21 protein-coding genes are annotated in these 22,388 nt (G+C 69.5%); 9 read left to right on the top strand and 12 right to left on the bottom strand.

Annotated elements, in window-relative coordinates:
* Positions 1 to 3: 3 nt before the first annotated feature.
* The 10 genes from pstS to ACO0LU_RS12295 form a co-directional block, all read right to left on the bottom strand.
* Positions 4 to 1,164 carry a phosphate ABC transporter substrate-binding protein PstS gene (pstS, locus tag ACO0LU_RS12340; protein WP_424791657.1) on the bottom strand — a complete coding sequence of 387 codons (1,161 nt, stop codon included), beginning with the start codon at positions 1,162 to 1,164 and terminating at the stop codon, positions 4 to 6.
* Positions 1,165 to 1,220: 56 nt separating this feature from the next.
* Positions 1,221 to 2,129, bottom strand: a complete 909-nt coding sequence (gene pstB, locus ACO0LU_RS12335; protein ID WP_424791656.1) for a phosphate ABC transporter ATP-binding protein PstB — start codon at positions 2,127 to 2,129, stop codon at positions 1,221 to 1,223.
* 124 nt (positions 2,130 to 2,253) lie between these two features.
* Entirely contained in the window at positions 2,254 to 3,174 is a 921-nt protein-coding gene (locus ACO0LU_RS12330; RefSeq protein ID WP_424791655.1) for a low molecular weight phosphatase family protein, read from the bottom strand.
* A 22-nt stretch (positions 3,175 to 3,196) separates the two neighbouring features.
* Positions 3,197 to 3,538 carry an ArsR/SmtB family transcription factor gene (locus ACO0LU_RS12325; RefSeq protein WP_424791654.1) on the bottom strand — a complete coding sequence of 114 codons (342 nt, stop codon included), beginning with the start codon at positions 3,536 to 3,538 and terminating at the stop codon, positions 3,197 to 3,199.
* A 66-nt stretch (positions 3,539 to 3,604) separates the two neighbouring features.
* A complete protein-coding gene (locus ACO0LU_RS12320) occupies positions 3,605 to 4,327 on the bottom strand; it encodes an arsenate reductase ArsC (protein ID WP_424791653.1) in 723 nt (240 codons plus the stop codon).
* Complete coding sequence (locus ACO0LU_RS12315; protein WP_424791652.1) at positions 4,324 to 4,740, bottom strand: arsenate reductase ArsC; 417 nt, start codon at positions 4,738 to 4,740, stop codon at positions 4,324 to 4,326. Before ACO0LU_RS12315 ends, ACO0LU_RS12320 begins: the two co-directional genes overlap by 4 nt.
* 14 nt (positions 4,741 to 4,754) lie before the next feature.
* A complete protein-coding gene (locus tag ACO0LU_RS12310) occupies positions 4,755 to 5,429 on the bottom strand; it encodes a helix-turn-helix domain-containing protein (protein ID WP_424791651.1) in 675 nt (224 codons plus the stop codon).
* An 89-nt stretch (positions 5,430 to 5,518) separates the two neighbouring features.
* Positions 5,519 to 7,018: an arsenic transporter gene (locus ACO0LU_RS12305; protein ID WP_424791650.1), complete on the bottom strand. Its 1,500-nt coding sequence runs from the start codon at positions 7,016 to 7,018 to the stop codon at positions 5,519 to 5,521.
* A 258-nt stretch (positions 7,019 to 7,276) separates the two neighbouring features.
* Positions 7,277 to 7,558 carry an HU family DNA-binding protein gene (locus tag ACO0LU_RS12300; RefSeq protein ID WP_424788257.1) on the bottom strand — a complete coding sequence of 94 codons (282 nt, stop codon included), beginning with the start codon at positions 7,556 to 7,558 and terminating at the stop codon, positions 7,277 to 7,279.
* Positions 7,559 to 7,724: 166 nt separating this feature from the next.
* Positions 7,725 to 9,755 carry a cytochrome c oxidase assembly protein gene (locus tag ACO0LU_RS12295; protein ID WP_424791649.1) on the bottom strand — a complete coding sequence of 677 codons (2,031 nt, stop codon included), beginning with the start codon at positions 9,753 to 9,755 and terminating at the stop codon, positions 7,725 to 7,727.
* A gap of 390 nt (positions 9,756 to 10,145) precedes the next feature.
* Between ACO0LU_RS12295 and ACO0LU_RS12290 the strand changes: the two genes are divergently transcribed.
* Together ACO0LU_RS12290 and ACO0LU_RS12285 are read left to right on the top strand one after the other, a co-directional pair.
* Entirely contained in the window at positions 10,146 to 11,288 is a 1,143-nt protein-coding gene (locus ACO0LU_RS12290; protein WP_424791648.1) for an acyl-CoA dehydrogenase family protein, read from the top strand.
* 77 nt (positions 11,289 to 11,365) lie between these two features.
* Positions 11,366 to 12,136: an ABC transporter ATP-binding protein gene (locus ACO0LU_RS12285; protein ID WP_424791647.1), complete on the top strand. Its 771-nt coding sequence runs from the start codon at positions 11,366 to 11,368 to the stop codon at positions 12,134 to 12,136.
* A 2-nt stretch (positions 12,137 to 12,138) separates the two neighbouring features.
* Here the strand turns inward: ACO0LU_RS12285 and ACO0LU_RS12280 are convergent, their stop codons facing one another.
* Positions 12,139 to 12,726 carry a TetR/AcrR family transcriptional regulator gene (locus ACO0LU_RS12280; protein WP_424791646.1) on the bottom strand — a complete coding sequence of 196 codons (588 nt, stop codon included), beginning with the start codon at positions 12,724 to 12,726 and terminating at the stop codon, positions 12,139 to 12,141.
* Positions 12,727 to 12,927: 201 nt separating this feature from the next.
* Between ACO0LU_RS12280 and ACO0LU_RS12275 the strand changes: the two genes are divergently transcribed.
* The 6 genes from ACO0LU_RS12275 to ACO0LU_RS12250 all read left to right on the top strand — a co-directional run bounded on the left by ACO0LU_RS12275 (position 12,928) and on the right by ACO0LU_RS12250 (position 20,962).
* Entirely contained in the window at positions 12,928 to 14,349 is a 1,422-nt protein-coding gene (locus tag ACO0LU_RS12275) for a serine hydrolase domain-containing protein (protein WP_424791645.1), read from the top strand.
* 147 nt (positions 14,350 to 14,496) lie between these two features.
* Positions 14,497 to 16,158: an ABC transporter substrate-binding protein gene (locus ACO0LU_RS12270; RefSeq protein ID WP_424791644.1), complete on the top strand. Its 1,662-nt coding sequence runs from the start codon at positions 14,497 to 14,499 to the stop codon at positions 16,156 to 16,158.
* 4 nt (positions 16,159 to 16,162) lie between these two features.
* Positions 16,163 to 17,161 (top strand): ABC transporter permease, encoded by a 999-nt coding sequence (locus ACO0LU_RS12265; RefSeq protein WP_424791643.1) that lies wholly within the window; start codon positions 16,163 to 16,165, stop codon positions 17,159 to 17,161.
* The gene (locus tag ACO0LU_RS12260; protein WP_424791642.1) at positions 17,158 to 18,015 is read left to right on the top strand and encodes an ABC transporter permease; all 858 of its coding nucleotides are present in this window, start codon (positions 17,158 to 17,160) and stop codon (positions 18,013 to 18,015) included. Before ACO0LU_RS12265 ends, ACO0LU_RS12260 begins: the two co-directional genes overlap by 4 nt.
* On the top strand, positions 18,012 to 19,631 hold the full coding sequence (locus ACO0LU_RS12255) for an ATP-binding cassette domain-containing protein (protein ID WP_424791641.1): 1,620 nt from the start codon (positions 18,012 to 18,014) through the stop codon (positions 19,629 to 19,631). The genes ACO0LU_RS12260 and ACO0LU_RS12255 overlap by 4 nt, the downstream gene beginning before the upstream one ends.
* A 158-nt stretch (positions 19,632 to 19,789) precedes the next feature.
* On the top strand, positions 19,790 to 20,962 hold the full coding sequence (locus tag ACO0LU_RS12250; protein ID WP_424791640.1) for an acyl-CoA dehydrogenase family protein: 1,173 nt from the start codon (positions 19,790 to 19,792) through the stop codon (positions 20,960 to 20,962).
* A gap of 42 nt (positions 20,963 to 21,004) precedes the next feature.
* On the opposite strand, the gene ACO0LU_RS12245 is transcribed toward ACO0LU_RS12250, so the two are convergent.
* Positions 21,005 to 21,613, bottom strand: coding sequence for a TetR/AcrR family transcriptional regulator (locus tag ACO0LU_RS12245; protein WP_424791639.1), 609 nt, complete (start codon positions 21,611 to 21,613; stop codon positions 21,005 to 21,007).
* A gap of 131 nt (positions 21,614 to 21,744) precedes the next feature.
* Here ACO0LU_RS12245 and ACO0LU_RS12240 point away from each other — a divergent pair, with 131 nt between their 5' ends.
* A complete protein-coding gene (locus ACO0LU_RS12240; protein ID WP_424791638.1) occupies positions 21,745 to 22,377 on the top strand; it encodes a DUF4203 domain-containing protein in 633 nt (210 codons plus the stop codon).
* Positions 22,378 to 22,388: the final 11 nt, after the last annotated feature.

Raw genomic sequence — 22,388 nt, 5'->3', positions numbered from 1 at the left:
GGTCTACTCCTGGCTGTTGATGAGGTCGATGGCCTCTTGCACCCGGGGGCGCAGACCGTCGCCGAGCGGCGCGTACGCGAGGTCCCGGGCCAGGTCGATGGCCACCTGGTCCTGGGTGGCCCAGTTCCAGTAGTGCTTGAGCATCTCGGCGGTGTCGTCGTCATACCCGCATTCCCAGGCAAAGATCCAGTTGGCGCCGACGATGGGGAAGCCTTCTCCCCCGACTCCAAGGATGTCGAACTGGAAGCTGTCCGGTATCTCCAGCACCTCGAGAGCCTCAGTGGTGGCCTCCAGGGTGGCCTGAACCGCATGTCCGTCTTGGTTCACCACCGCAGCGGTAGCGAGGTCGTTGACGATGGCGTAAGCCTGGTTCACGTAGCCGATGCCACCGGGGTTCTGCTCGATTCCTGCGGTGACGCCCTCGTTGCCCTGACCGCCGAGGGTCTCGGCCGGCCACTGCACCTCGGTGCCCGAACCGAGCGTCCAGTTCGGTGCGGCGTCCTCGAGGTAGGTGGTGAACACCGAGGTGGTCCCGGAGCCGTCGGAACGGTGTACCGGGATGATCTCGGTGTTCGGCAGATCGCGGTCGGGGTTGAGCTCGGCGATCTCCGGGGCGTCGTAGTGGGTAATCTCCCGCTGGAAGATACCCGCGATCGTCTCTGCGTCCAGGACCAGGCCCTCCATCTCGTCGTCGCCGAATGCGAGCGTCACCGCACCGAAGAGCACCGGAAACTGAATGGCCGCGCAGCCACGTGCCGCGGCCCCGGCCTCGAGGTCCTCGTCGCGCAGGTAGCGCTCGGAGGAACCGAAGTCGATGGTCTGCTGCAGGAACTGTTCGATCCCACCGCCCGAGCCGATCGACTGATAGTTGATCTGCACCCCGGTCTCGACCTCGCTGGAGTACTCGAAGGCCCAGTCCTGGAAGACCGGGTTGGGGAAACTCGCACCGGCTCCTTCCAGTTCGCCGCTCAGGCCGGCGCTCGCCGAGTCGTCGTCGGCGTCGTCGGGGTTGTCGGCGCTGATCTCCTCGGCCGGCTCTGCGTCGTCGCCCGGGGCGGCGTCGGCCGGGCCCTGGCCACCTGCGCAGGATGCGAGCACGAGCGCGAGTGCGGTAATGGCTGCCGCGGACGACGCCCGTGGCTTTGTGAGGGTGGTGCTGGTCATGGTGTCTTCCGTCTCCTTGGGGGTGGGTGTGGGTCGGTCCGCCGAAGTGGCCTCGGTCAGCCGAAGCGGCCGGTGATGTAGTCCTCGGTCCGTTGGTCGGACGCGTTGGCGAATATCGTGCTGGTCAGGTCGTATTCGACGAGCGCACCGCTCCGCTCACCGGCCTCGTCGTCGATGTCCACCGTGAGGAATGCGGTGCGGTCCGAGACTCGGGCCGCCTGCTGCATGTTGTGCGTGACGATGACGATCGTGTACTCGTCGCGCATCTGGCGCATGAGGTCCTCGATGCGCAGGGTGGCGATCGGGTCGAGCGCCGAACAGGGCTCGTCCATGAGGATGACGTCGGGGCTCACCGCGATCGCGCGGGCGATGCACAGCCGTTGTTGCTGACCCCCGGACAGGGAGAACCCGGAGTCCTTGAGCTTGTCCTTCACCTCATCCCACAGGAACGCCTTGCGCAACGATTCCTCGACGAGGTCGTCCATCCTGCCCCGGTGACCGTTCAGGCGTGGCCCGAAGGCGACGTTGTCGTAGATCGACTTCGGGAACGGATTCGGCTTCTGGAAGACCATCCCGATCCGCCGGCGCACTTCCACCGGGTCGACGCCGGGGGCGTAGATGTCCTCGCCGTTGTAGCGGAAGGATCCACCGATGCTGGCGCCGGGGATGAGGTCGTTCATCCGGTTGAATGAGCGCAGCAGGGTGGATTTCCCGCAGCCGCTGGGCCCGATCAGCGCGGTGATCTCGCGCCGCGGGATGGTCATATTGACGTCTTTGATGGCCGTGAACGACCCGTAACTGACCGAGGCGTCATCCAGTTCGAAGACAGGTGCCTCGAACCCTTCTGGCGGCGTGTGCCCACGACTCGCCGGGGTGTGATCACGGCCGAACTCGATCTGGACCTCAGGCCGCTGGTCGATCTCAGGGCGCTGGTCGGTCGGGGTCGGCGCTGGCCGGTGCGCCATAGGGCCTCCGTTCGTCTCGAGGTGAGTGGCCGGGCTGCAACCACGGCGTCGAGACACATAGAAGCCCCTCTATATGAATTCGGAGTGAACGAGGGCCGACTTCCGGCACAACATCGACGTACCTCTATGCTTTGCCGCGCGTGCCCGCCGGTGCCGCGGGTCCGGACAGGGTGCGCATCAGGCCTTCGACACGGTGCGTGACCTCGTCGATGATCGCCTCGATGACGGACTCCTGCTGGCCGGATGGATCGAGCACCTGCCAGTCCAGGTAGGTCGGCCCTGGGTGCAGCGGACAGGCGTCTCCGCACCCCATCGTGATGACGTAGTCGGAGGCGCGGACCACCTCATCGGTCAGCGGCTTGGGAAACTCATTGACGGTGGCGTGACCACGACGTTCCAGCAGCGTGGCGACGTGCGGGTTGATCCGGGCCCCGGGCAGTGAGCCGGCGGTCCGCACCCGCACGTGCGGTCCCGCGCGGCTGCGCAGGATGGTTGCGGCGATCTGGGACCGGCCGGCATTGCGCACGCAGACGAATAGGACGTCGGTGCTCGTACGCCGAGTGCGCCCTTCTGCCCGGGCCAGTGCGGCCAGACGATCGGCCGCGAACCGGGCAGTCAGGACCGGAAGGTGGGCCCGGACGCTGGCCCGGGTGGCCAGGAGTGCGTGACTGTCCACCACGAACTGCTCGATCGTTTCCCTGGCGAAGACCCCCTGGAAGTCCCGCGCGAGGGCCTCGACCAGTCCGGTCAGGCGTGGCGCCGGGCGTACCGTCCGGTCCTCCCGCCGGTCCAGTACCTGCCCGCCGAACATGGCCAGGGCATCGGCAGTCGGGGCGTAGGAACGCACCCCGTCGTGGAGCCGACGGGGCTCGAGCAGTCCGACGCCGGCCATCGCGTCCAGATGGGCCTGCGCCTCGGCGACGTCCATCTGCGGGCCGGCCAACGTCAGCGCGGTGACCTCCCACCGGCTCAGGATGAGGTCGAGCAGTTGCACACGAGCCGGATCGGCCATGACCGCGAGCCGACGTGCGCGCAACCACGTCACCCGTTGCTCCTGACGGAGCGGACTATCTCAGCAGGTCCCCGATGGCAGCCAACCGCTCCGGGACGATCGAGCACCAGACGCGCCGGCCGCGGGGAGTGCGTGTGATGATCCCGGCCTCGGCGAGGACCTTGAGGTGGTAGGTGATCGTCGGCTGCCGGAAGTTCAGAGCCGCAGCGAGGTCGGTGACGCACGCTTCGCCGGTTGGGCTGTGGTGGATCAGGCTCAGCAGTTGCAACCGGGTCGGAGTGGAGACGACCTTCAGCAGGGCGGCCGCGCTCTCCGCCTCCTCGCGGCTCATCGCCGGCTGCAGTGCCGCAGGTGCCGGCTCGGCATCCGCGGGGCGCCGAGCCGGGGCGGGGGTCATGGCACGCCATCCTAGCCCCGGCGCCGCGCCGGATCGGCGGGGGCACGTCGGCAGGGCCGGAGGCCATCAGGGCTCCAGGTGCAGTTTGGTCATGAGTCGGCGCACATGGGCGTCGACCACGTCCCGGATCCGCCGGGCCTCCTCGACCGTGGCCTCCGCCGGGTCCTCCAGGGGCCAGTGCTCGTATCGCTTGCCCGGATAGACCGGGCAGGCATCTCCGCAGCCCATCGCGATCACGACGTCGGCGGCTCGCACCACCTCGTCGGTCAGCGGCTTGGGGAACTCCGTGGTGAGGTCCACGCCCACCTCGGCCATCGCGGCCACCACGCTCGGGTGGATCGCCTCCTCCGGCGCGGAACCCGCTGAACGCACGCGCACCCGGCCAGCCGCACGCCGGTTGAGCATACCGGCCGCCATCTGGGAACGCCCGGCGTTCTGGACGCAGACGAACAGCACCTCGGGCACATCGCGCGGCACCACTGCCTCGGCCCGGGCCAGGGCATGCAACCGGTCCGCGGCGAACCGTGCCGTCAGGGCCGGCAGGTGGGTGGTGACCCTCGACGTCCGCGCCAGTGCGGCGTGAGACTCCACCACGTAACGGTCGACCGTCTCGGGACTGAACACACTGCCGAACCGTTCCGCGAGGTCTTGCGCGATCCGGCCCAGGACCCGGTCGGGGCGGAGCAGTCCCGACAACCCCCCGCCCTCGCTCCGCACCGCCGGGACGGCTGTGTCGTCCCGGCGGTGAGCCTCATGCGGAGCACCGCCGTCGACGCCCGTGGAGGTCATCGTGTTGCCGCCGCAGGCAGCAACTCCGTCAGTAGTTTTTGGACCCGGACCCGGATGTCATCACGTACCCGGCGGACGGTCTCGATGTCCTTGCCCGCCGGGTCCTCCAACTCCCAGTCCTCGTACCGAACCCCCGGGAAGTAGGGGCAGGCATCCCCGCAGCCCATCGTGACCACCACGTCGGAGGATTGCACCGCATCGGGGGTGAGGATCTTGGGCTCATTGGCGGAGATGTCGATGCCGAGTTCCTTCATCGCCTCCACGGCGACGGGGTTGATCTGGTCCTTCGGCGCCGAACCGGCCGACCGCACCTCCACCCGCCCCGCGGACAGGGCGGTGAGTAGACCCGCAGCCATCTGGGAACGCCCGGCATTGTGGACGCAGACGAACAGGACGCTGGGAGGCTGAGACATCTGGGAATCTCCTTCTAGGGAATCGGGGACAGTCGGGGCGCGAGGGTCTGGACCCTGCGCGTGAGTTCATCGAGCGCTTCGTCGAAGGCGCCGTCGTCCCCGCGCGTGACGGGGTCGGGAACCGACCAGTGGATGTCGATGGGCAATGCCAGTTCCTCGTGGGCCCGGTCGCAGACGCTGATGAGCAGGTCACCCTCCCCCAGCACGTCGCTGACGTGCCGGGGCCGCACCAAGGGCAGGTCCAGACCGTGCCGGCGGGCGACGTCGATGGCCCCGCTGGAAATCCGGTCAGCCGGGTGGGTACCGGCCGAGATCACCGGGACCTTGCTCGCGACGCGCCACAGTGCGGCGGCGAGGTGGGAGCGGGCAGAATTGCGGGTGCACACGAACACCACCCGCACGACCCGGCGATGGTCCCAGGGCGTGAGATCGTCCAACGAACCGGGCACGATCTGGACGTAACTGCGCCGTCGGTCGGCCTCGGACTTCTTCCGGCTGAGCACCCCTTGACGCTCCAGCACACCGAGATGGTGGGCCACGAGGTTCGACGGCGCACCCAGGGTTTCAGCGAGTTCGGAGGGCGAGGCATCGCCCAGGGCCAGCACGTCGAGGATCCGCAGCCGTGCTGGGTCGGCCAATGCGGCGTGCAACCGTGCTCGCCGCTCCACCGAACTTTCCTCAGCACTCATTGACTCAATGATGATTGAGCAATAGGACGGTGTCAACCCGCGCCACACCGGGCGGGCTGCCGGAGGGCAAGGCCTTACCGTCTGGGGCCTCAGGCGCCGAGGATCGTCAACCACCCGGCAAGTGCGAGCAGCGTGACCGCCAGTACCGGGATCGTGAGCACGATCCCGATCTTGAAGTAGGTTCCCCATCCGATGTGCATGCCCTTGCGATCAAGGACCGACAACCACAGCAGCGTCGCCAGGGATCCGATCGGGGTGATCTTCGGCCCCAGATCCGCCCCGATCACGGCCGCGTAGACCATCATCTGTTCGGTCAGCCCGGTAGCCCCGGCCGATTCGATGCCCAGGGCGGCGATCAAGGTGGTGGGCATGTTGTTCATCACCGACGACATCCCGGCCACCAGGAAACCGGTACCGGTGGCCGTGGCCAGGTCGCCATGCTGGGCTATCGCCGCCAACAACTCCCCCAGGTGGTCGGTGAGGCCTTGATTGCGCAGCCCATAGACCACCAGGTACATACCCAGGCTGAACAGCACGATCTGCCACGGGGCGCCCCGCACCACCGACCACACCGCGATCGCAGGTTCGGCCGAGGTGGCCGGCGCCGTCCCGCTCCGTCCGGCCCCGCCCTGACCGAACCCGGCAAGGCCCGTCACGGCCGGCGCCGCCCCCTCCTGCCGTTCGGCCCCGGCGTCCGGCACGTGGGCATCGGTCGCCGGGACTGCGCTGAGGTCCTCGTCCTGACCCCACGGGCGTGTCCGGGCACCGACCCGGCGGAACAACGCCCGTGGCCGGCGGGCTGCGATCAGCGCAAGCACCAACGCGCCGGGCCCGGCCACGGCGGCAACCGGCATGCCGACGGCATCGGCAGCGAAATAGCCGATCAGCACGATCACCAGCACGACGACGCCGGCTCGGAACGTCGTCGGATCGCCCACCGCCTCGACCGGACGGCGCAACGCCCTGGGGTCATACCGACCCGGAATGTTCCTGCGGAAGAACAACCGCAGCATCCCCAGGCTCGCGGCGACCGAAACGAGTGCCACCGGCACCATGACCAGGGCGTACCGAGCGAAGCCGATTCCGAAGTAGTCGGCAATGACGATGTTGACCAGGTTGGACACGACGAAGGGCAAACTGGCGGTGTCGGCGATGAAGCCGGTGGCGATCACCAGCCCGAAGGCGACCTTCGGCGAGAATTTCAACGCCATGATCATCCCGAACACGATCGGGGTCAGGGTCAGGGCGGCGCCGTCGTTGGCGAATACCGCCGCGACCGCCGCGCCGAGTACGACGATGAGGTTGAACAACGCACTACCGCTGCCCCGTGCCCAGCGGGCCACGTGCAGAGCAGACCACTCGAAGAAGCCCGCCTCGTCCAGGATCGAGCAGATGATGATGATGGCGACGAAGGTCAACGTGGCGTTCCACACGATGCCCCACACCACGGAGACGTCACTGAGATGGACCACCCCGGCCAGCAGTGCCACCACGGCGCCGCCCAGGGCGCTCCACCCGATGCCCAACCCTCTCGGCTGCCAGATCACCAGGACAAGGGTGACCGCGAAGATGACCAGCGCAAGCAGCACGCCTCACACCTGCCCGTGCAGGTTCGTCGTCGTGGACATGGCGCGTCCAGCCCTTCTTGTCAGCGCACGGTTGCCTTCACATTGACAACCATCGATCAAACACCGCGCAGCATGACACGACCCATCGATAGGCGTCAATCTATAGCGCGCACCCACGCCCCCGATACCGATTCCGGCCGACAAAGAAGGGGCGCGAAGAACGGATCCGGTCTTCGCGCCCCTTCGTGGCCCGCTCGGGTCAGACCCGAGCGGAGTGGGTCACTTGGCGACGGCCTTCTTCAGGACCGAGCCGGCAGAGACCTTCACGCCGTATCCGGCGGGGATCTCGATCTCTTCACCGGTGCGGGGGTTACGGCCGGTGCGGGCAGCGCGCTCGACGCGCTCCACGCTCAGCAGGCCGGTGACCTTGACGGGCTCACCCTTGCCCAGGGACTCCACCAGAACCTCCTGGAAGGCACCCAGGGCGGCGTCAGCCTGGGACTTGTTCAGGCCAGACTTTTCGGCAATTGCAGCTACGAGGTCAGTGCGGTTGACGGACACGTAAGTTCCCTCTCATCGATCTTGATCGCAACCCGTCTGGGTGGCGCCGTGACGACACTACGACTCCGAGGGGGCAATCGGCACCAACACGCTCGTTTTCAGCGAGATTTCGCCGATTCTTTCGAGTTCAATCTTCACGACAATCACAATATTCACATGTGTCACATCAGTCACGGCCCGTGGCGCGGTCCGCGTCTTTGCGCGGCGAATCGGCTGCCCGGCTGGTGGCAGTGCCAGAACCAGCCGCGGAACCCGCCTCGTCCTGGGCGTGCAATCGGCGCAGGTAGTCGTTGTAGTCGTGCAATTCCCGGTCGCCGTCCCGTGCGGCGCGCTCATCCAGTCGGCGGGCCTGACGCTCATCGGAGCGCAGCCACTGTGCGGCCAGGACCAGGGCGGCGATGATCACCGGCAACTCACCGGCTCCCCAGGCGATCGCCCCACCGATGGACTGGTCGGCCAGCAGCGCCTCGGTGTCGGTGAAACCCAGTTGGTTCCACCAGTCCTCGGCGAGCACGTAACTGAGGGCCATCACCGAGATGCCGAAGAAGGCGTGGAAGACCATCGTCACCAACAGCACCAGCAGCCGGATCAGATGCGGCGGTTTCCGGGGACCGGGGTCCACGCCGATCAGCACCCAGAAGAACACGTACCCGGTCAGCAAGAAGTGCGCCTGCATCACCACATGACCTCCGTGATCGCGCAGCGCCCACTCGAACCAGCCGGTGAAGTAGAAGGCGATCAGGCTGCCGGCGAAGATCACTCCTGCGACCACCGGCCGGGTAATGAAGTGGCCGTACCGGGACTGCAGTATCACCAACAGCCACTCGCGCACGCCCCGGGAGCCGTCGCGCCGCACCGGCAACGCCCGCAGCGCCAGCAGCACCGGCGCCCCGAGGACCAGCAGCAACGGGATCACCATCATCAGGCTCATGTGCTGGAGCATGTGGGTGCTGAACTGGAGCCGCCCGTACACGCCCAGCCCGCCGCTGGTGGAGAAGACCAGCAGCACCATCGCCAGGAGCCAGCAGATCGTGCGGTGGATCGGCCAGGTCACCGAGCGTCGCGTCAGGATGCGCACCCCTCGCAGGTACAGGATCGAGGCGAGCAGGACCGCGGCGATCAGCATCCAGTCCGGTTGTACCTGGGTGAGAAGGTTCACCGGCGAGACCGGCGGGGGCGGGGCGAAGCCCAGCAGCGCATGCTGGACGTCGTAGGTGACCCGCTCCTGGGGCACCGGCGGGGCACTTGCCGACAGTGCCACCGAGACCCCCACCGTCAGGGCCATCACCACGATCTCACCGGCCGCCAGACGCACGAACCGGGACGTGCCCGTGGGCCCGTCCAGGGAGGGGAGGATCCGTTGCCGCTGCACCCAGCCGGCCGCGCCGAGCACAGCCAGCGCCGCGATCTTGACCAGCAGCAGCCGGCCGTAGGGATGGGCGAACAGATCCTCCGGGCCCTGCAGCCGCAGCAGTCCGTTGACCACACCGGATAGCGCCACCGCGGCGAACGCCACCAGGGCCAGCCGGGAGTAGCGCCGCGTCACCGGGCGCAGGTGCCCGCCCAGGCGCGGCGCCAGCACGCACAGCGCAAGCAACCCTCCGACCCATATGGTCACCCCGATCAGGTGGACGCCGAGACTGTTGACGGCGTTGGCATGTTCATCGGCGCCGGCGGCGTGACCGGAGAGAGCCAGCGGGAGCAATGCCGCGATGCTCAGCCCGCCGGCCCACCCCAACCGGGCGATGCGGCTGGGGAAGGCCAGCAGCACCACCGTCACCAGCACCAGGGCCACCGAGAGCACCCGGGTTCGACCGGCCTGTAACTCGGTGGCGAAGAAGACCACCTGGCTGAACAGCCCCGGGTCGGTCAGGGACATACCGATGGTGTTGGCGGTGGTGAGGACGAGGAGACCCAATCCGGCCAGTGCCCAGCACCCGGCGGCCAGGGCGCCCCACCGGGCCAGGCGCCACTGGTGGAAGCCGGAGACGCCGCGGTGGTCCGGATTCCCGGGCAGGGCGAAGGCGGCCAGCACCGCGGTACCGACCGTCACCGCGGCGGCGATGTCATGGACGGCCCGGGAGACCGGGAGTCCGTACCGCACGCCGGCCCCGGGGTCCAGCAGCGCCTGGGCAACCAACTCACCGGTGGTGGTCAGGGCGAGCAGACTCACCGTCACCGCGACCACCAATGCCACGCCGATCAAGGCGAGGTAGCCACGCCGGCCGCCTAGCCATCGCCGAACCTGCCTGGCCGGTGACCCGGTTCGCGTGACGTCAGAAACCGCTGGCACCTGTGTTCACCTCGGACTGCTCTGGTAGGAAGGCTGTGGGGCCGGGCCGAACGACCCGGTCTCCTGGCACGGACGGAACGCCCGTCCAGCCGGGCTGAATCGCCCGAGTTCGACGGCGCATCCCCCGGGCGGCGCGCAGCGCCGTCGTCGGATCGAGGGACCTCGCCGGGTTCGCCGGGTTGGTCCCTAGTGTACGACCGGCCGGCCGGGTCCCGAGTCCGTAGGCCCGCAGGGGGCGGCACGACAGGTCGGTGATTAGGCTCGACGCGAGGCGAACCCAACCGGAGGTGGACGATGAGCGTGTTGACCGAGGAGCTGTTGGAGCGGATCCGCGAGCGCGCCGCCGGGTCCGACGAACGCAACGAGTTCCCCACCGAGGACTTCGACGAGCTCGCCGGTGCCGGCTACTTACGCTCCCTGGTGCCGGTGGACCTGGGCGGCTCGGGCCTCTCCCTGGCCCAGATGGTCGGCGAACAGATGCGCCTGGCCGGGGCCTCGGGCGCCACCGCGTTGGCGGTGAACATGCACCACGTCTGGCTCGCGGTGGCCCGGGTGATGGCCGACCGCGGCGACGACGCGCTGGAGTTCGTGGTGCGGGAGGCCGCCGACGGGGAGGTGCTCGCCTTCGGCATCTCCGAGCCTGGCAATGACCTGGTGCTGTTCGGTTCGCGCACCGAGGCACGGCCCGACGGCGAGGGCGGCTACACCTTTCATGGCACCAAGATCTTCACCTCCCTGGCACCGGTGTGGACCCGGCTGGGCACCTTCGGCAGCGATCACACCTCCCCCGATGCGCCCAAGAGCGTCTACGCCTTCATCACCCGTTCGGGCGTAGAGACCAAGGACGACTGGGACACCATGGGTATGCGCGCCACCCAGTCCCACACCACCGTGCTCGAGGGGGCCCGCGCCGCAGCAGATCGGGTGGTGCGCCGCCTGGACCCCGGGCCCAACCCCGACCCGTTGATCTTCGGGATCTTCTCCTCGTTCGAGATCCTCACCTCCTCGGTGTACGTCGGGATCGCCCAGCGCGCCCTGGACCTGGCGATCGAAGCCGTGCGCGCCCGTACCTCGATGCAGCACGACGGCACGAGGCTCGCGCACCTGCCCGACCCGCGGCGCCGGATCGCGGCGGCCGGAATCGCCCTGGAGGGTGCCAGGACGCAACTACTGGCGCTGGCCAGGGATGTGGACGAGCAGGTCGAGCACGGTCCGGCGTGGTTCGCCAAACTCTCCTCGTTGAAGTTGCGGACCACGCAGGCCGCCAAGGACGTGGTGGAACACGCCGTGCGAGCCGCCGGCGGTGCCTCCTACTTCCGCCGCCACGAGTTGTCCCGGCTGTACCGCGACGTGCTGGCCGGTATCTTCCATCCCTCCTCGGAAGACTCGGCCCACCAGACGATGGCCACCCACCTGCTTGGTCCCGTCCCGGACTGAGCGCACACCTCGGGCGAGCCGGCCGCGCCGGATACGATGCGGAAGGAAACGTTCACCACCCAAGGAGCCCACCCGAAGTGTCCGCAACCCTGCACGCCACCGGCCTGGACGTCAGTTACCCCGGAGTGCCGGTCCTGAACGGGGTCGATCTGACACTCGAACCGGGACTTCCCCCGCTGGGGGTGGTCGGCCCGTCCGGAGTGGGAAAGACCACGCTGGTGCAGACCTTGCTGGGCGCGCTGAGACCCGACGCCGGGCAGGTCACCTGGGACGGTCGCAACGTGCACCGCCTGTCCCGCAAGGACAAGAAACGGTTCAACGGTGCGGTGCGGGCGGTGTCGCAGTACTCGATGACCATCTCCGACCCCAAGATCACCGCCGGCCGGGTGCTCAAGGGGGCCCTGGCCGAGGCACGCAAGGCCGGGCGCACGCACGCCACCTCGGTGGAGGAGTTGCTCGCCACGGTCGGCCTGCCGAACAGGTTCGAGAGCCGCTCGATGATCACCCTCTCCGGTGGGGAACGTCAGCGGGTGGCCCTGGCCAAGGCGCTGGCCACCCGTCCGGAGATCCTGTTCCTGGACGAACCCCTCACCGCTGTGCACCCGGCGGCCCGCCTGGAGATGGCCGCGCAGATCGGCGAGTTGGTCACCGAACTGCGCACCGGGGTGTTGCTGCTCTCACACGACTTGGAACTGGTGGAGCGGATGTGCCCGAACGTGCTCATCCTGGCCGAGGGCTCGTTCGTGGCGTTCGGCCCGTTACGCGAGGTGCTGGCGACCTCCGACCACCCGGCAGTGCGGGACCTTGCCGAGGCTGCGCCGCTGGCGAACCAGCCGTTCCGGCCCTGAGGTCATGCCGACCTGAGCAGTCCCACCAGTGGCTCCCAGGCCTCGGTGAGGATCTCCGGCAGTGAGTGCCGGGAGGCCCCCGCCCTGGACCACGCCCCGATCGCCGCGATGAGCGCTCCGGCGTAGGCGGTCCCGGCAACCTCGGCGCGGACTCTCTCCACCCCGGCCTCGACGGCATGCCTGCGAATCACCGAACCGACCGTTCCCACACGCAAGGACGCGGCGTGGCGCAGTTCCTCATCCAGTCCCATCGGCTCGGCCTGACCGTACGCCAGCGCCACGTTCTCCGGAGGAAGCTCCGCAGCGAGTTCGAGCAGAGCGTGCCGGACCACCTCATCCGGGTCCGCGCCGCGGGTGCGCACCAGCGCATCCGCCAATTCCCCGAAGGTTGAGTCGAAGGCGGTCCAGAGCAGGTCGGATTTGGTGCTGAAGTAGTTGAAGAAGGTGTTCCGGGAGACCCCGGCCCGGCGCGTGATGTCCACCACGGACGTGCGCGCGTAGCCTCGCTCCAGGAACAATTCCCCGGCGGCCTCCTCGAGCACGGCCCAGGAGGAAGCCCTGGGCCGACCGGAGCGGCGCGGCGGGGTCATAGAACCATCGTACGAAGAAGTCCCGGGACGGCAACCTGCGTCCGCGCACGCTCACTGCGCGAGACGCACCGCGCGCGCGGTGCGACCCTGCCCGTTCGACCTCGCTACTGGTGCGCCGAGGCTGCCCGCGCGGCTTTCGGGTCAGCCACGGCGGGGGACGATAGCGTCGGCACCGAAATCCACTACCGGCGAAGGAGTACTATGCACGCCCGAACCGAGACCATCCGAGACCTGGCCCACTATCTCGAGCAGTGGCTGGCCTTCCAGGGCGCCTACGCCCGGATACCCGGGATCCAGGCGGCGGTGCGGGTCGGCGAGGAGATCGTGCTCAACACCGCATGGGGAGTGGCCGACACCAGCACCGGGGAGGAACTGACCACTGGTCACCTGTTCCGGATCGCCTCCCATTCCAAGACCTTCACCGCCACCGCGATCATGCAGTTGGTCGAGGCCGGGCGGTTGCGGTTGGACGACCCCCTGGGCGAGCACATCCCCGAACTCGCCGACGCCCCGATCGCGGCGGTCACCGTCCGGGAGGCGCTCGGCCACCAGGGCGGAATCATCCGCGACGGCAGGGACAAGGGATTCTGGCAGCGACTCACCCCCTTCCCCGACCGCGCCGGACTGTTGCGGTTGGCCACCGATGAGTCCCTGACCTACCAGCGCAACGAACACTTCAAGTACTCCAACGTCTCCTACTCCCTGCTCGGATTGGTGATCGAGGCCGCCTCCGGGACCGGCTACGCCGACTACGTCCGCGAACACGTGATCGATCGGCTCGGGTTGGCCGACACCGGCCCGGAGTTCGATCCGGCTCGGGCGGCGGACTTCGTCCACGGCCACACCGCGCTGCTGCACGGGTCGGATCAGCGCGAGCCGATTACCCACGTGGACTCCCGTGCCTTCGGTCCGGCAACCGGCTTCTACTCCACGGCTGCGGATGTGACCACCTACGGCGCAGCCCACTTCCTGGGCTCGGACGCGCTCCTGACCGATGCCTCCAAACGCGTGATGCAGCGCCTGGAGTCGGTGATCGAGGGCCCGGGCACTCCTACCGCCCGGTACGGGGTGGGTATGAGCCTGCGCCGGCTGGGCGATCGGGACCTGACCGGCCACGCCGGTGGCTACCCGGGTCAGATCACCCGCACCTACATCGACGCGACCGATCAGGTCGTGGTCAGCGTGCTCACCAACGCCATCGACGGACCTGCCGACGCGTTGGCCACTGGCATCGTGCGGCTGATCGAGTTGGCCCTGAACCCCCCGCCTGCCCCCGCGCCCGCCCCCGGCCCGGAGGTGGACCTGGACCGCTACGTCGGACGGTTCGCCAGTTTGTGGGGTGTGACCGACGTGGCCCGCGCCGGCGACCGGTTGTACCTGCTCACTCCGAGCAACCCCGACCCCACCGAGGCCTACCTGCAGGTCACCCCCACCGGTGCGAACTCCCTGCAGATCGAGAACGCCTCCGGGTTCGGTCCCGTGGGCGAACAGGTGCGCTACGAGCGGGACGACGACGACCAGGTCACCTCGGTGTGGATCGGCGGCGCCCAAGCATGGCCGACGCAGGCGTTCCTGGCCCGCCGTTCCGACCTGGCTCGCGGTCCGCTGCCGGGTGGCGCGTGAGCGCACCTGCTCCGGCACGACGGGCGCGGTGGCGGTGAGGTTCATCACGGCCGGGCAGTGGGAGTACCCGAGGGCCCTAGACTTGTTGGACTCCATCCAGCAAGTCGGGTCGCCTCCTGCGGCCGCGCCCACCCGGTGAAGGAACTCATGCCTACCCTCCCCCGCCCCGTACGCGGCCGGCCGGCCCTGACCGCGGTGAGCCTCGCCGTCGTCCTCACCATCGCTGCCTGCACCACCGAGCCCGAGGACGGGGCCGGCCCGGACCCGGCCGCACCCGAGGATGCCGCCGGCGGCGGCACCCTGATCTATGCCACCGGGGACGCCGAACCCACCTGCCTGGACCCCCACGTGGGCGGCAACTACCCCCAGGCCCTGATCAGCACCCAGTACCTGGAGCCGCTGCTGGGCCGGGACGCCGACGGCACCATCCTGCCCTGGCTGGCCACCGACTGGGAGGTCAGCGACGACGGCCTCACCTGGGACTTCACCCTCGCCGAGGGTGTGACCTTCACTGACGACACCCCCTTCGATGCCGAGGCGGTCCGGATCAACGTCGAGCACGTACAGGACCCCGACACGGCCTCTTCCACCGGCTACCTGGCGATGGAGAAGGTCGAGCGGGTGGAGGCGGTGGATGACCATCACGCCCGCTTCCACCTGGCCGAGCCCGACTCGGCGCTACTGGAGTCCCTCACCCAGCCGTGGAACGCGATGCAATCCCCCGCCGGGATCGACCGCGGGATGGACGCCAACTGCGCCGCGCCGGTCGGCACCGGCCCATTCGTCGTGCAGGAGTGGGTGCCCCAGCAGCACGTCACGCTGGTACGCAACCCCGACTACACCTCCGGGGTGCCCCAGGCCGACAATGACGGCGTGGCACACCTGGACCAGCTCACGTGGCGGTTCATCCCGGACCCGGCCACGCGTTACGCAGCGTTGCAGTCCGGGGAAGTGCACGTGATCGACAACCCCGAACCGGAAGCGATCGCCGGGGCGGGCGAGGACATCCAGCACATCGACGCGCCCCGTCCGGGCTCGGTGAACCGGCTCGAACTCAACGGCGGACAGGCCCCCTTCGACGACGAGCGGGTACGGGAGGCTTTCATCCGCGCCGCCGATGTCGGTCCGGGCATCGACACGCTGTACGCCGGTGTGGCCGAGCAGGCGTTCTCCCCGCTGTCCTCGATCGAGCCCTACGCCTACGCCGACGAGTCCTTGTTCAGCACCGACCCCCAGGCCGCCGAACGGCTGCTGGACGAGGCCGGGTGGAGCGAGTTCGACGACGACGGCTACCGGGTCCGCGACGGTCAGCGCCTGAGCGTGCGCATCCCGGTCTCCACCAACCAGTCGGTGGCCGCCGAACAGTCGTTGCTGGAACAGGTCCAGGCCAACACCCGCGCAGTGGGCTTCGAGGTGGTCCTGAACCCGGTGGACCTGTCCACCTGGTACGGCGATCTGGCCGCCCACGACTACGAGGCGGTCACCGCGCCCTACACCAAGGTCGGCCCGGACGTGCTGCGGATCCTGTACCACTCCGACTCCCTGGTCCCGGCACCCTCGGGCTACTTCGCGAACCTGGCCCAGGTCGATGATCCGGAACTGGATGCACTCCTGGAGCGAGCCGTGGCCACCGACGACGAGACCGAGCGCGAGGAGTTGTACACCCAGGCCCAGGCCCGGGTCCTGGAGGGATTCCATATCCTGCCGTTGTATGACCAGCAGAACCACTTCCTGGTGAACGGAGCCTCGGGGGTGTGGACGCTGGACACCGTGGCCACACCCACCTTCATCGACGCCCACCTGGACTGAGGTGATGCTCGCGCTGCGCTGGATCGCCGGGCGTCTGGGTGCGGCCGCGCTGGTGGCCTGGGTGGTGGCGACCGTGGTCTTCTTCGCGCTTCGCGGGGCCGGCGGAGACCCCACCGAGGCCATCCTGGGTGGGCCGGGTTCACAGGCCGGCCCGGAGGCAGTGGCCGCGGTGCGGACAGAGTACGGCCTGGATGAGCCCGTGCTCGTGCAGTACCTGCTGCAGTTGTGGCGGGTGGCCACCTTCCAACTCGGAGACTCCTACGCCCGGCGCCAGCCGGTGTCGGATCTGATCGGCGGGCAGTTGCCGGCCACGCTGATCCTGGCCGGTGCCGCGTTGGTGCTGGCGTGGGTACTGGCGCTGCTCATCGCTACCGCGGCGGTCAGCGCCCGAGGGCGGCTGGGCCGGCTGGCGGTCAGCGTGCTGCGCGGGGTGGAGATCGCGGCCTCGGTGCTGCCGCACTTCTGGTTCGGTGCGGTCCTGATCGCTCTCTTCGCGGTCTCGTTGGGCTGGCTGCCGGCCACCAGTACCTCCTCGGCACCCAGTGCGCTGGTACTGCCCACCATCACCTTGGCCGTTCCCGTCGCCGGATTCCTGGGGCAGGTGATGCGAGACGGGCTGGCCGAGGCCCACGCCGCCCCGTTCGCCACCACGTCCCGCGCCCGGGGCGCCTCGGAGCAGTGGGTGCTGGTCCGCCACTCCCTGCGCCACGCCGCCCTGCCGGCGATCGCACTCTCCGGGTGGGCCTTCGGGTCACTGCTGTCCGGGGCGGTGGTCGTGGAGACGTTGTTCGGGCGGCCCGGGTTGGGCCGGTTGCTGATGGAGGCGACCACCGGCCAGGACGTACCGCTGGTGATCGGCTCGGTGCTGGTGGTGGCGCTGGGATACGTGGTGGTGATGACCCTGGCCGACCTGGCCGAGTGGGTTCTGGACCCGCGGCTGCGAGCAGGCTCGGCCTCCCGGCGTGCGCGCACGCCGCAGACGGAGGCGGCGGTGGGCGGATGAGCATGTCCGGCGTGTCCCCGCCGAAGTCGCGCGTGTTCCCAGGGCGTGGCACCCTGTCCCGGCTCGGCCTGCCCGGCCTGATCGCGGCGGCGGTGGTGGCCGTCGTCGGCTTGGCCACCTTCTGGCCGCAGTTGCTCACCGGTGTCGACCCGAACGCGATCGCCCCGGCGGATGCGCTGTCCGCACCCGGCGCGGGGTACTGGTTCGGCACCGACACCTCCGGGCGGGACGTGTTCGCCCGGGTGGTGCACGGCGCCTCGCAGTCGGTGGGCATCGGGCTCGCCGCCACCGGGATCGGCGTCGGTCTGGGGGTGGTGATCGGGTTCGCCTCCGGCCTGGGACCGGTCTGGCTGGATGCGGGGCTGCGCCGGGTGATCGAGGTACTGTTCGCGCTGCCCACCCTGGTGCTGGCACTGCTGCTGGTGGCGGTGATGGGCCCGGGGGTGCGGGCCTCGGTGATCGCGGTGGGCCTGGCTACCGCACCGGGATACGCCCGGATCCTGCGCGCCCGGGTCCGCACGGTGGCCCGGGCCGGGTACGTCGAGGCGGCACGCCTGGAGGGGGCCGGCCCGTTCGAGGTGCTGCTTCGCCATATAGTGCCCAACTCCCTGTGGCCGCTGCTGGCGATGATCACCCTGGGTATCGGGCAGGCGATCGTGTGGGTGGCCGCACTGAGTTTCCTGGGGCTGGGCGCACTGCCACCATCCCCGGAGTGGGGGGCGATGGTCAACGGCGGACGGTTGCACATCACCAGCGCCTGGTGGCTCGCTGTCTGCCCGGGCTTGGCCATCACCGTCACCGCCGGCGCGCTGACCGTGCTGGGCCGGGCGGTGGGTCGGGTGGGCCGGCGATGAGCCCGCTGCTGAAGATCCAGGACCTGTCGGTGACCTTCGACGGCGTGGGCCGGGTGCTGCGGGAGGTCTCGGTCAGTGTGGCCGCCGGGGAGTGCGTGGCGGTGGTGGGCGAGTCCGGTGCCGGCAAGTCGGTGCTGGCCCGCACTGCACTGGGACTGGCCGGTGAGGGTGGTGCACCGGCACAGATCCGCGCCGGTGTCCTGGATGTGCTCGGGCAGGATGCCCGGTCCTTCACCCCCCGGCACTGGCGCCGGATCCGGGGCGCCCAGGTGGCGATGGTGCTCCAGGATGCGCTGGGGTCATTGGATCCGCTGCGCACCGTGGGTGCCGAGGTCGCCGAGACCCTTGCGGTACGCGGCGTACCCAGGTCGCGGCGCCGCGAGCGGGTGCTGCAGGCCCTCACCGACGCCGGATTGGACCAGCCGCACCTGCGCGCCCAGCAGCGCCCCGCGGAACTCTCCGGCGGGATGCGCCAGCGGGCGCTGATCGCCTCCGCCCTGGCCGGTGGCCCGCGGTTGCTGGTGGCCGATGAGCCCACCACCGCCCTGGATGCCACGGTCGCGGCCACGATCCTGGACCTGCTGGCCCGGCTGCGCGATGAGGGCATGGGCATCCTGCTGGTCAGTCACGACCTGGGCGCGGTCTCCCGCGTGGCCGACCGGATCGTGGTGTTGGCCCAGGGGCAACTCGTCGAGGCCGGTACGGCCATGCAGGTGCTCACCGCTCCCGAGCAGCCGTACACCAAGGAGTTGATGGCGGCGGTGCCCCGCGGCCCCAAGGCCGGGACGTCGTCCACAGGTGCACAGCCCAGCGGGGCCGGCGGTGCCCGGCCGAAGCACCCCGGTTCCGGCGAGGCCGGAGCGTCGTCACCGGTGCTCGCCGCACGCCACCTGGTGCGCCGGTTCCGTCTACCATCCGGTGGCTCGCTGGCCGCCGTGGACGGAGTGGACCTGCAGGTCCGGCCCGGCGAGGCGGTTGGAGTGGTGGGTGAGTCCGGATCGGGCAAGACCACCCTGGCCCGGCTCCTGCTGGCCGCCGAGGAACCAGATGAGGGCGAGGTGGACCTGGCCGGTGAGGCATGGAGCGGGGTTCCCGAACGAGACCGTCGATCGCGCCGCCGGCAGATCCAGTACATCCCGCAGGATCCGCTGGGCAGCATGGACCCGCGCCACCGCGCCGGGCAGATCCTGCGCCGGACGCTGGACCGGGCCCGCTCGAGCCGGACGCCGGCGGAACTGCTGGCCCGGGTAGGTCTGCCCGAGGAGGCGCTGGACCGCTACCCGCGCGCACTGTCCGGTGGACAGCGCCAACGCCTGGCGATCGCCCGGGCCCTGGCCGGCCGTCCGAAGGTCCTGGTATGTGATGAGCCCGTCTCGGCCCTGGACGTGACCGTTCAGGCACAGATCCTGGACCTGCTCACCACCGTGCAGGCCACCGAGGGGGTGGCGCTGGTCTTCATCTCCCATGACCTGGCCGTGGTGCGCCGGGTGTGCGAGACCGTCCTGGTGATGCGCGCCGGCAAGGTGATCGAAAGTGGCCCCTTGGAGCAGGTCTACGCCCGGCCCGAGCAGGACTTCACGCGCCAACTCCTGGCTGCGGCACCGAACTGGGGCTAGCAGCATCCTCCGCGTCGGCCCCTATGGACAGCGCAGGTTAGCGAGCGCTAACATCGGCCTTGTTATCGATCGCTAACGCGCGCCGTTGCCCCGGGACGGAAGCGACCAGTTCCCGGGGACTCGCTGTGGCGCAGGCACACTCAATGCCGAGAGGAACCATGTTCGAACTTTCCGAGGACCACGAGATGTTCCGCGGGGTGGTGCGCGACTTCGCCGAGTCCGAGATCGCTCCGCACAGCGCGCAATGGGACCGCGAGCGCCACTTCCCCGTCGACCTGATCCCCAAGATGGGCGAACTCGGCCTGTTCGGGCTGACCGCACCGGAGGAGTTCGGCGGCGCCGAGGGCGACTTTCTGTCCATGTGCGTGGCGATCGAGGAGATCGGACGGGTGGACCAGTCCATCGGCATCACCCTCTCGGCAGGGGTGGGCCTGGGCATCAGCCCGGTGCTGGTATTCGGCAGCGATGAGCAGAAGCAGCAGTGGATGCCGGATCTGGTGGCCGGGCGCTCACTGGCTGCCTTCGGGCTCACCGAGCCCGGTGCCGGTTCCGACGCCGGTGCCACTCGCACCCGAGCCCGGCTGGAGGGCGATGAATGGGTGATCAACGGCTCCAAGAGTTTCATCACCAACTCGGGAACCCCGATCACCTCCCTGGTCACGATCACCGCGCGTACCGGTGAGATGCCGGACGGGAGCCCGGAGATCAGCACGCTGCTGGTACCTGCCGGCACCCCGGGGCTGACCGTGGACCCGCCCTACGACAAACTGGGTTGGCACGCCTCGGACACCCATGGGCTCACACTTCACAACTGCCGGATTCCAGCCGGGAACATCGTCGGCGAGCGCGGCGCCGGCCTGCGCCAGTTCCTGCACCTGCTCGACCACGGCCGGGTGGCGATCTCCGCGCTCGCGCTGGGTCTGGCCCGGGCGTGCTTGGACCTGGGTACCGACTACGCCCGCACCCGGGAGGCCTTCGGTCGCCCGATCGGGGCGAACCAGGGGGTGGCGTTCCCGTTGGCCGACCTCGCGGTCTCGGTCGAGGCGGCCCGCGCGCTGACCTATCGCGCGGCCTGGCTCAAGGACGAGTGCGACGCCGGACGCCGGCCCGCCAGGGAACTCACCCGGGCAGCCGCGATCGCCAAGGTCTACTCCACCGAGGCAGCCGTGGATGCGGCCCGCACCGCCACGCAGATACTGGGCGGGAACGGCTTCATGGAGGAGTTTCCCGCGGCCCGGTACTACCGGGACGCCAAGATCCTGGAGATCGGGGAAGGCACCTCGGAGGTCCAGCGGATGGTGATCGCCCGCGAACTCGGATTACCCCGCTGAGCACCACCACGCCGCGGCACCCGCGGGTTCGGTGCCCTCGGGCTATCCGCTCCCGGCCAACGCCTGCGGGCTCAACGCCGCCAACGCCATCCGCTGCAGCAGGTCGCCGGTGGCCTCACGTCCGAGGCGGGCGCTGTGCGGGGTGGAGTTGATCAGGCCGAGAACGGCGTGTGCGGCTGATCGGGCGCTCGCCTCCCCGACCCCGGGGGCGGCGTCCCGGATCGTGCCGGCCCAGATCTCAACATAGGTCCGCTGTAGCCGGCGCACGTTGCGCTGCTCCTCCTCGGCCAGGCTATCCAGGTCGCGATCCTGAATCGTGATCAGGGCCGGGTGGTCCAGGGCGATCTGCACGTGCCAGTCCACCAGCACCGCAAGCGCCTGCCGCCCCGGCTCGGCGTCCGCAAGACGCTCCCGGGCGAGACTCAGGATGCGCTCGCTGATCCCGATCAGCAGTTCTGCGAGGACTGCTTCCTTGCTCGGGAAGTGCCGGTAGAGGGCCGGGCCGGAGGTACCCACCTGACGGCCGATGTCGTTGATGGACACCCCGTGGAAGCCGTGCCGGGCGAACAGGTCCGCTGCGGCGTCCAGAATCTGCTGACGACGCGGGGAGGCTACCGGCCGATCCCGCACACCCTCGCTCGTCAGTACCATCCCCTCATGCTAGACCGCTGCCGGCCTGCGGCTGCGCGACCGGTTCACCCCGAACGACGTATCTGCCCGCCGCCGCCTGCCGGTGATCGACGCCCCGAGCATCATCGGGCGATCCCTGCGACGATTGGGGCATGACGAACCTGTTGATCGGCCTGCTCGGTCTCGCCCTCGGGGCGCTGCTGTGCTTCCGCGGCGGCTCCCTGGCTCGAATCCTGCTGGCGCTGTGGGGGGCGTTCGTCGGATTCAGCCTCGGGGCATCCCTGGCCGCCGGCCTCACCGACCAGCCGCTACTCGGGGACGCCTGGGGGTGGATCGCGGCGATCGCGGCGGCGGTTCTGCTGGCGCTGGCGGCGTACTGGTTCTACGTGCTGGCCGTGCTGATCTGGCTGGGCTCGCTCGGGTTCGCCCTCGGGACCGCGCTGGCGAACTCCCTGGGTGCCTCCGAGGTGGTGGCCATGGTGGTGGGCCTGATCGCGGGCCTGGTGCTGGCGCTGGTGGCGCTGGCCCTGCGCCTGCCCGCGATACTGCTGATCGTGCTGACGGCACTGGCCGGCGCCGCACTCATCCTCGCCTCGGTGCTGATCCTGATCGGCGAGGCGCCGCCGGGACCGGAGCTGGCGGAGATCGCCTGGCCGGATCGCTGGTGGTGGACGGTGCTCTACATCGTGGTCGCCGTCGCCGGCATCGTGGTTCAGGGCCGCAGCCGCGTCCGGCGCGGTGGCCGCGCCCAGTGGCAGCGCTCGGCACCGGCCGGCGGGGCCTGAGCCGGCGCCGT

Source organism: Pseudactinotalea sp. Z1748 (assembly GCF_049725185.1).
Lineage (GTDB): Bacteria > Actinomycetota > Actinomycetes > Actinomycetales > Beutenbergiaceae > CALKWS01.
This window is presented reverse-complemented; position numbering and strand designations above follow the sequence as displayed.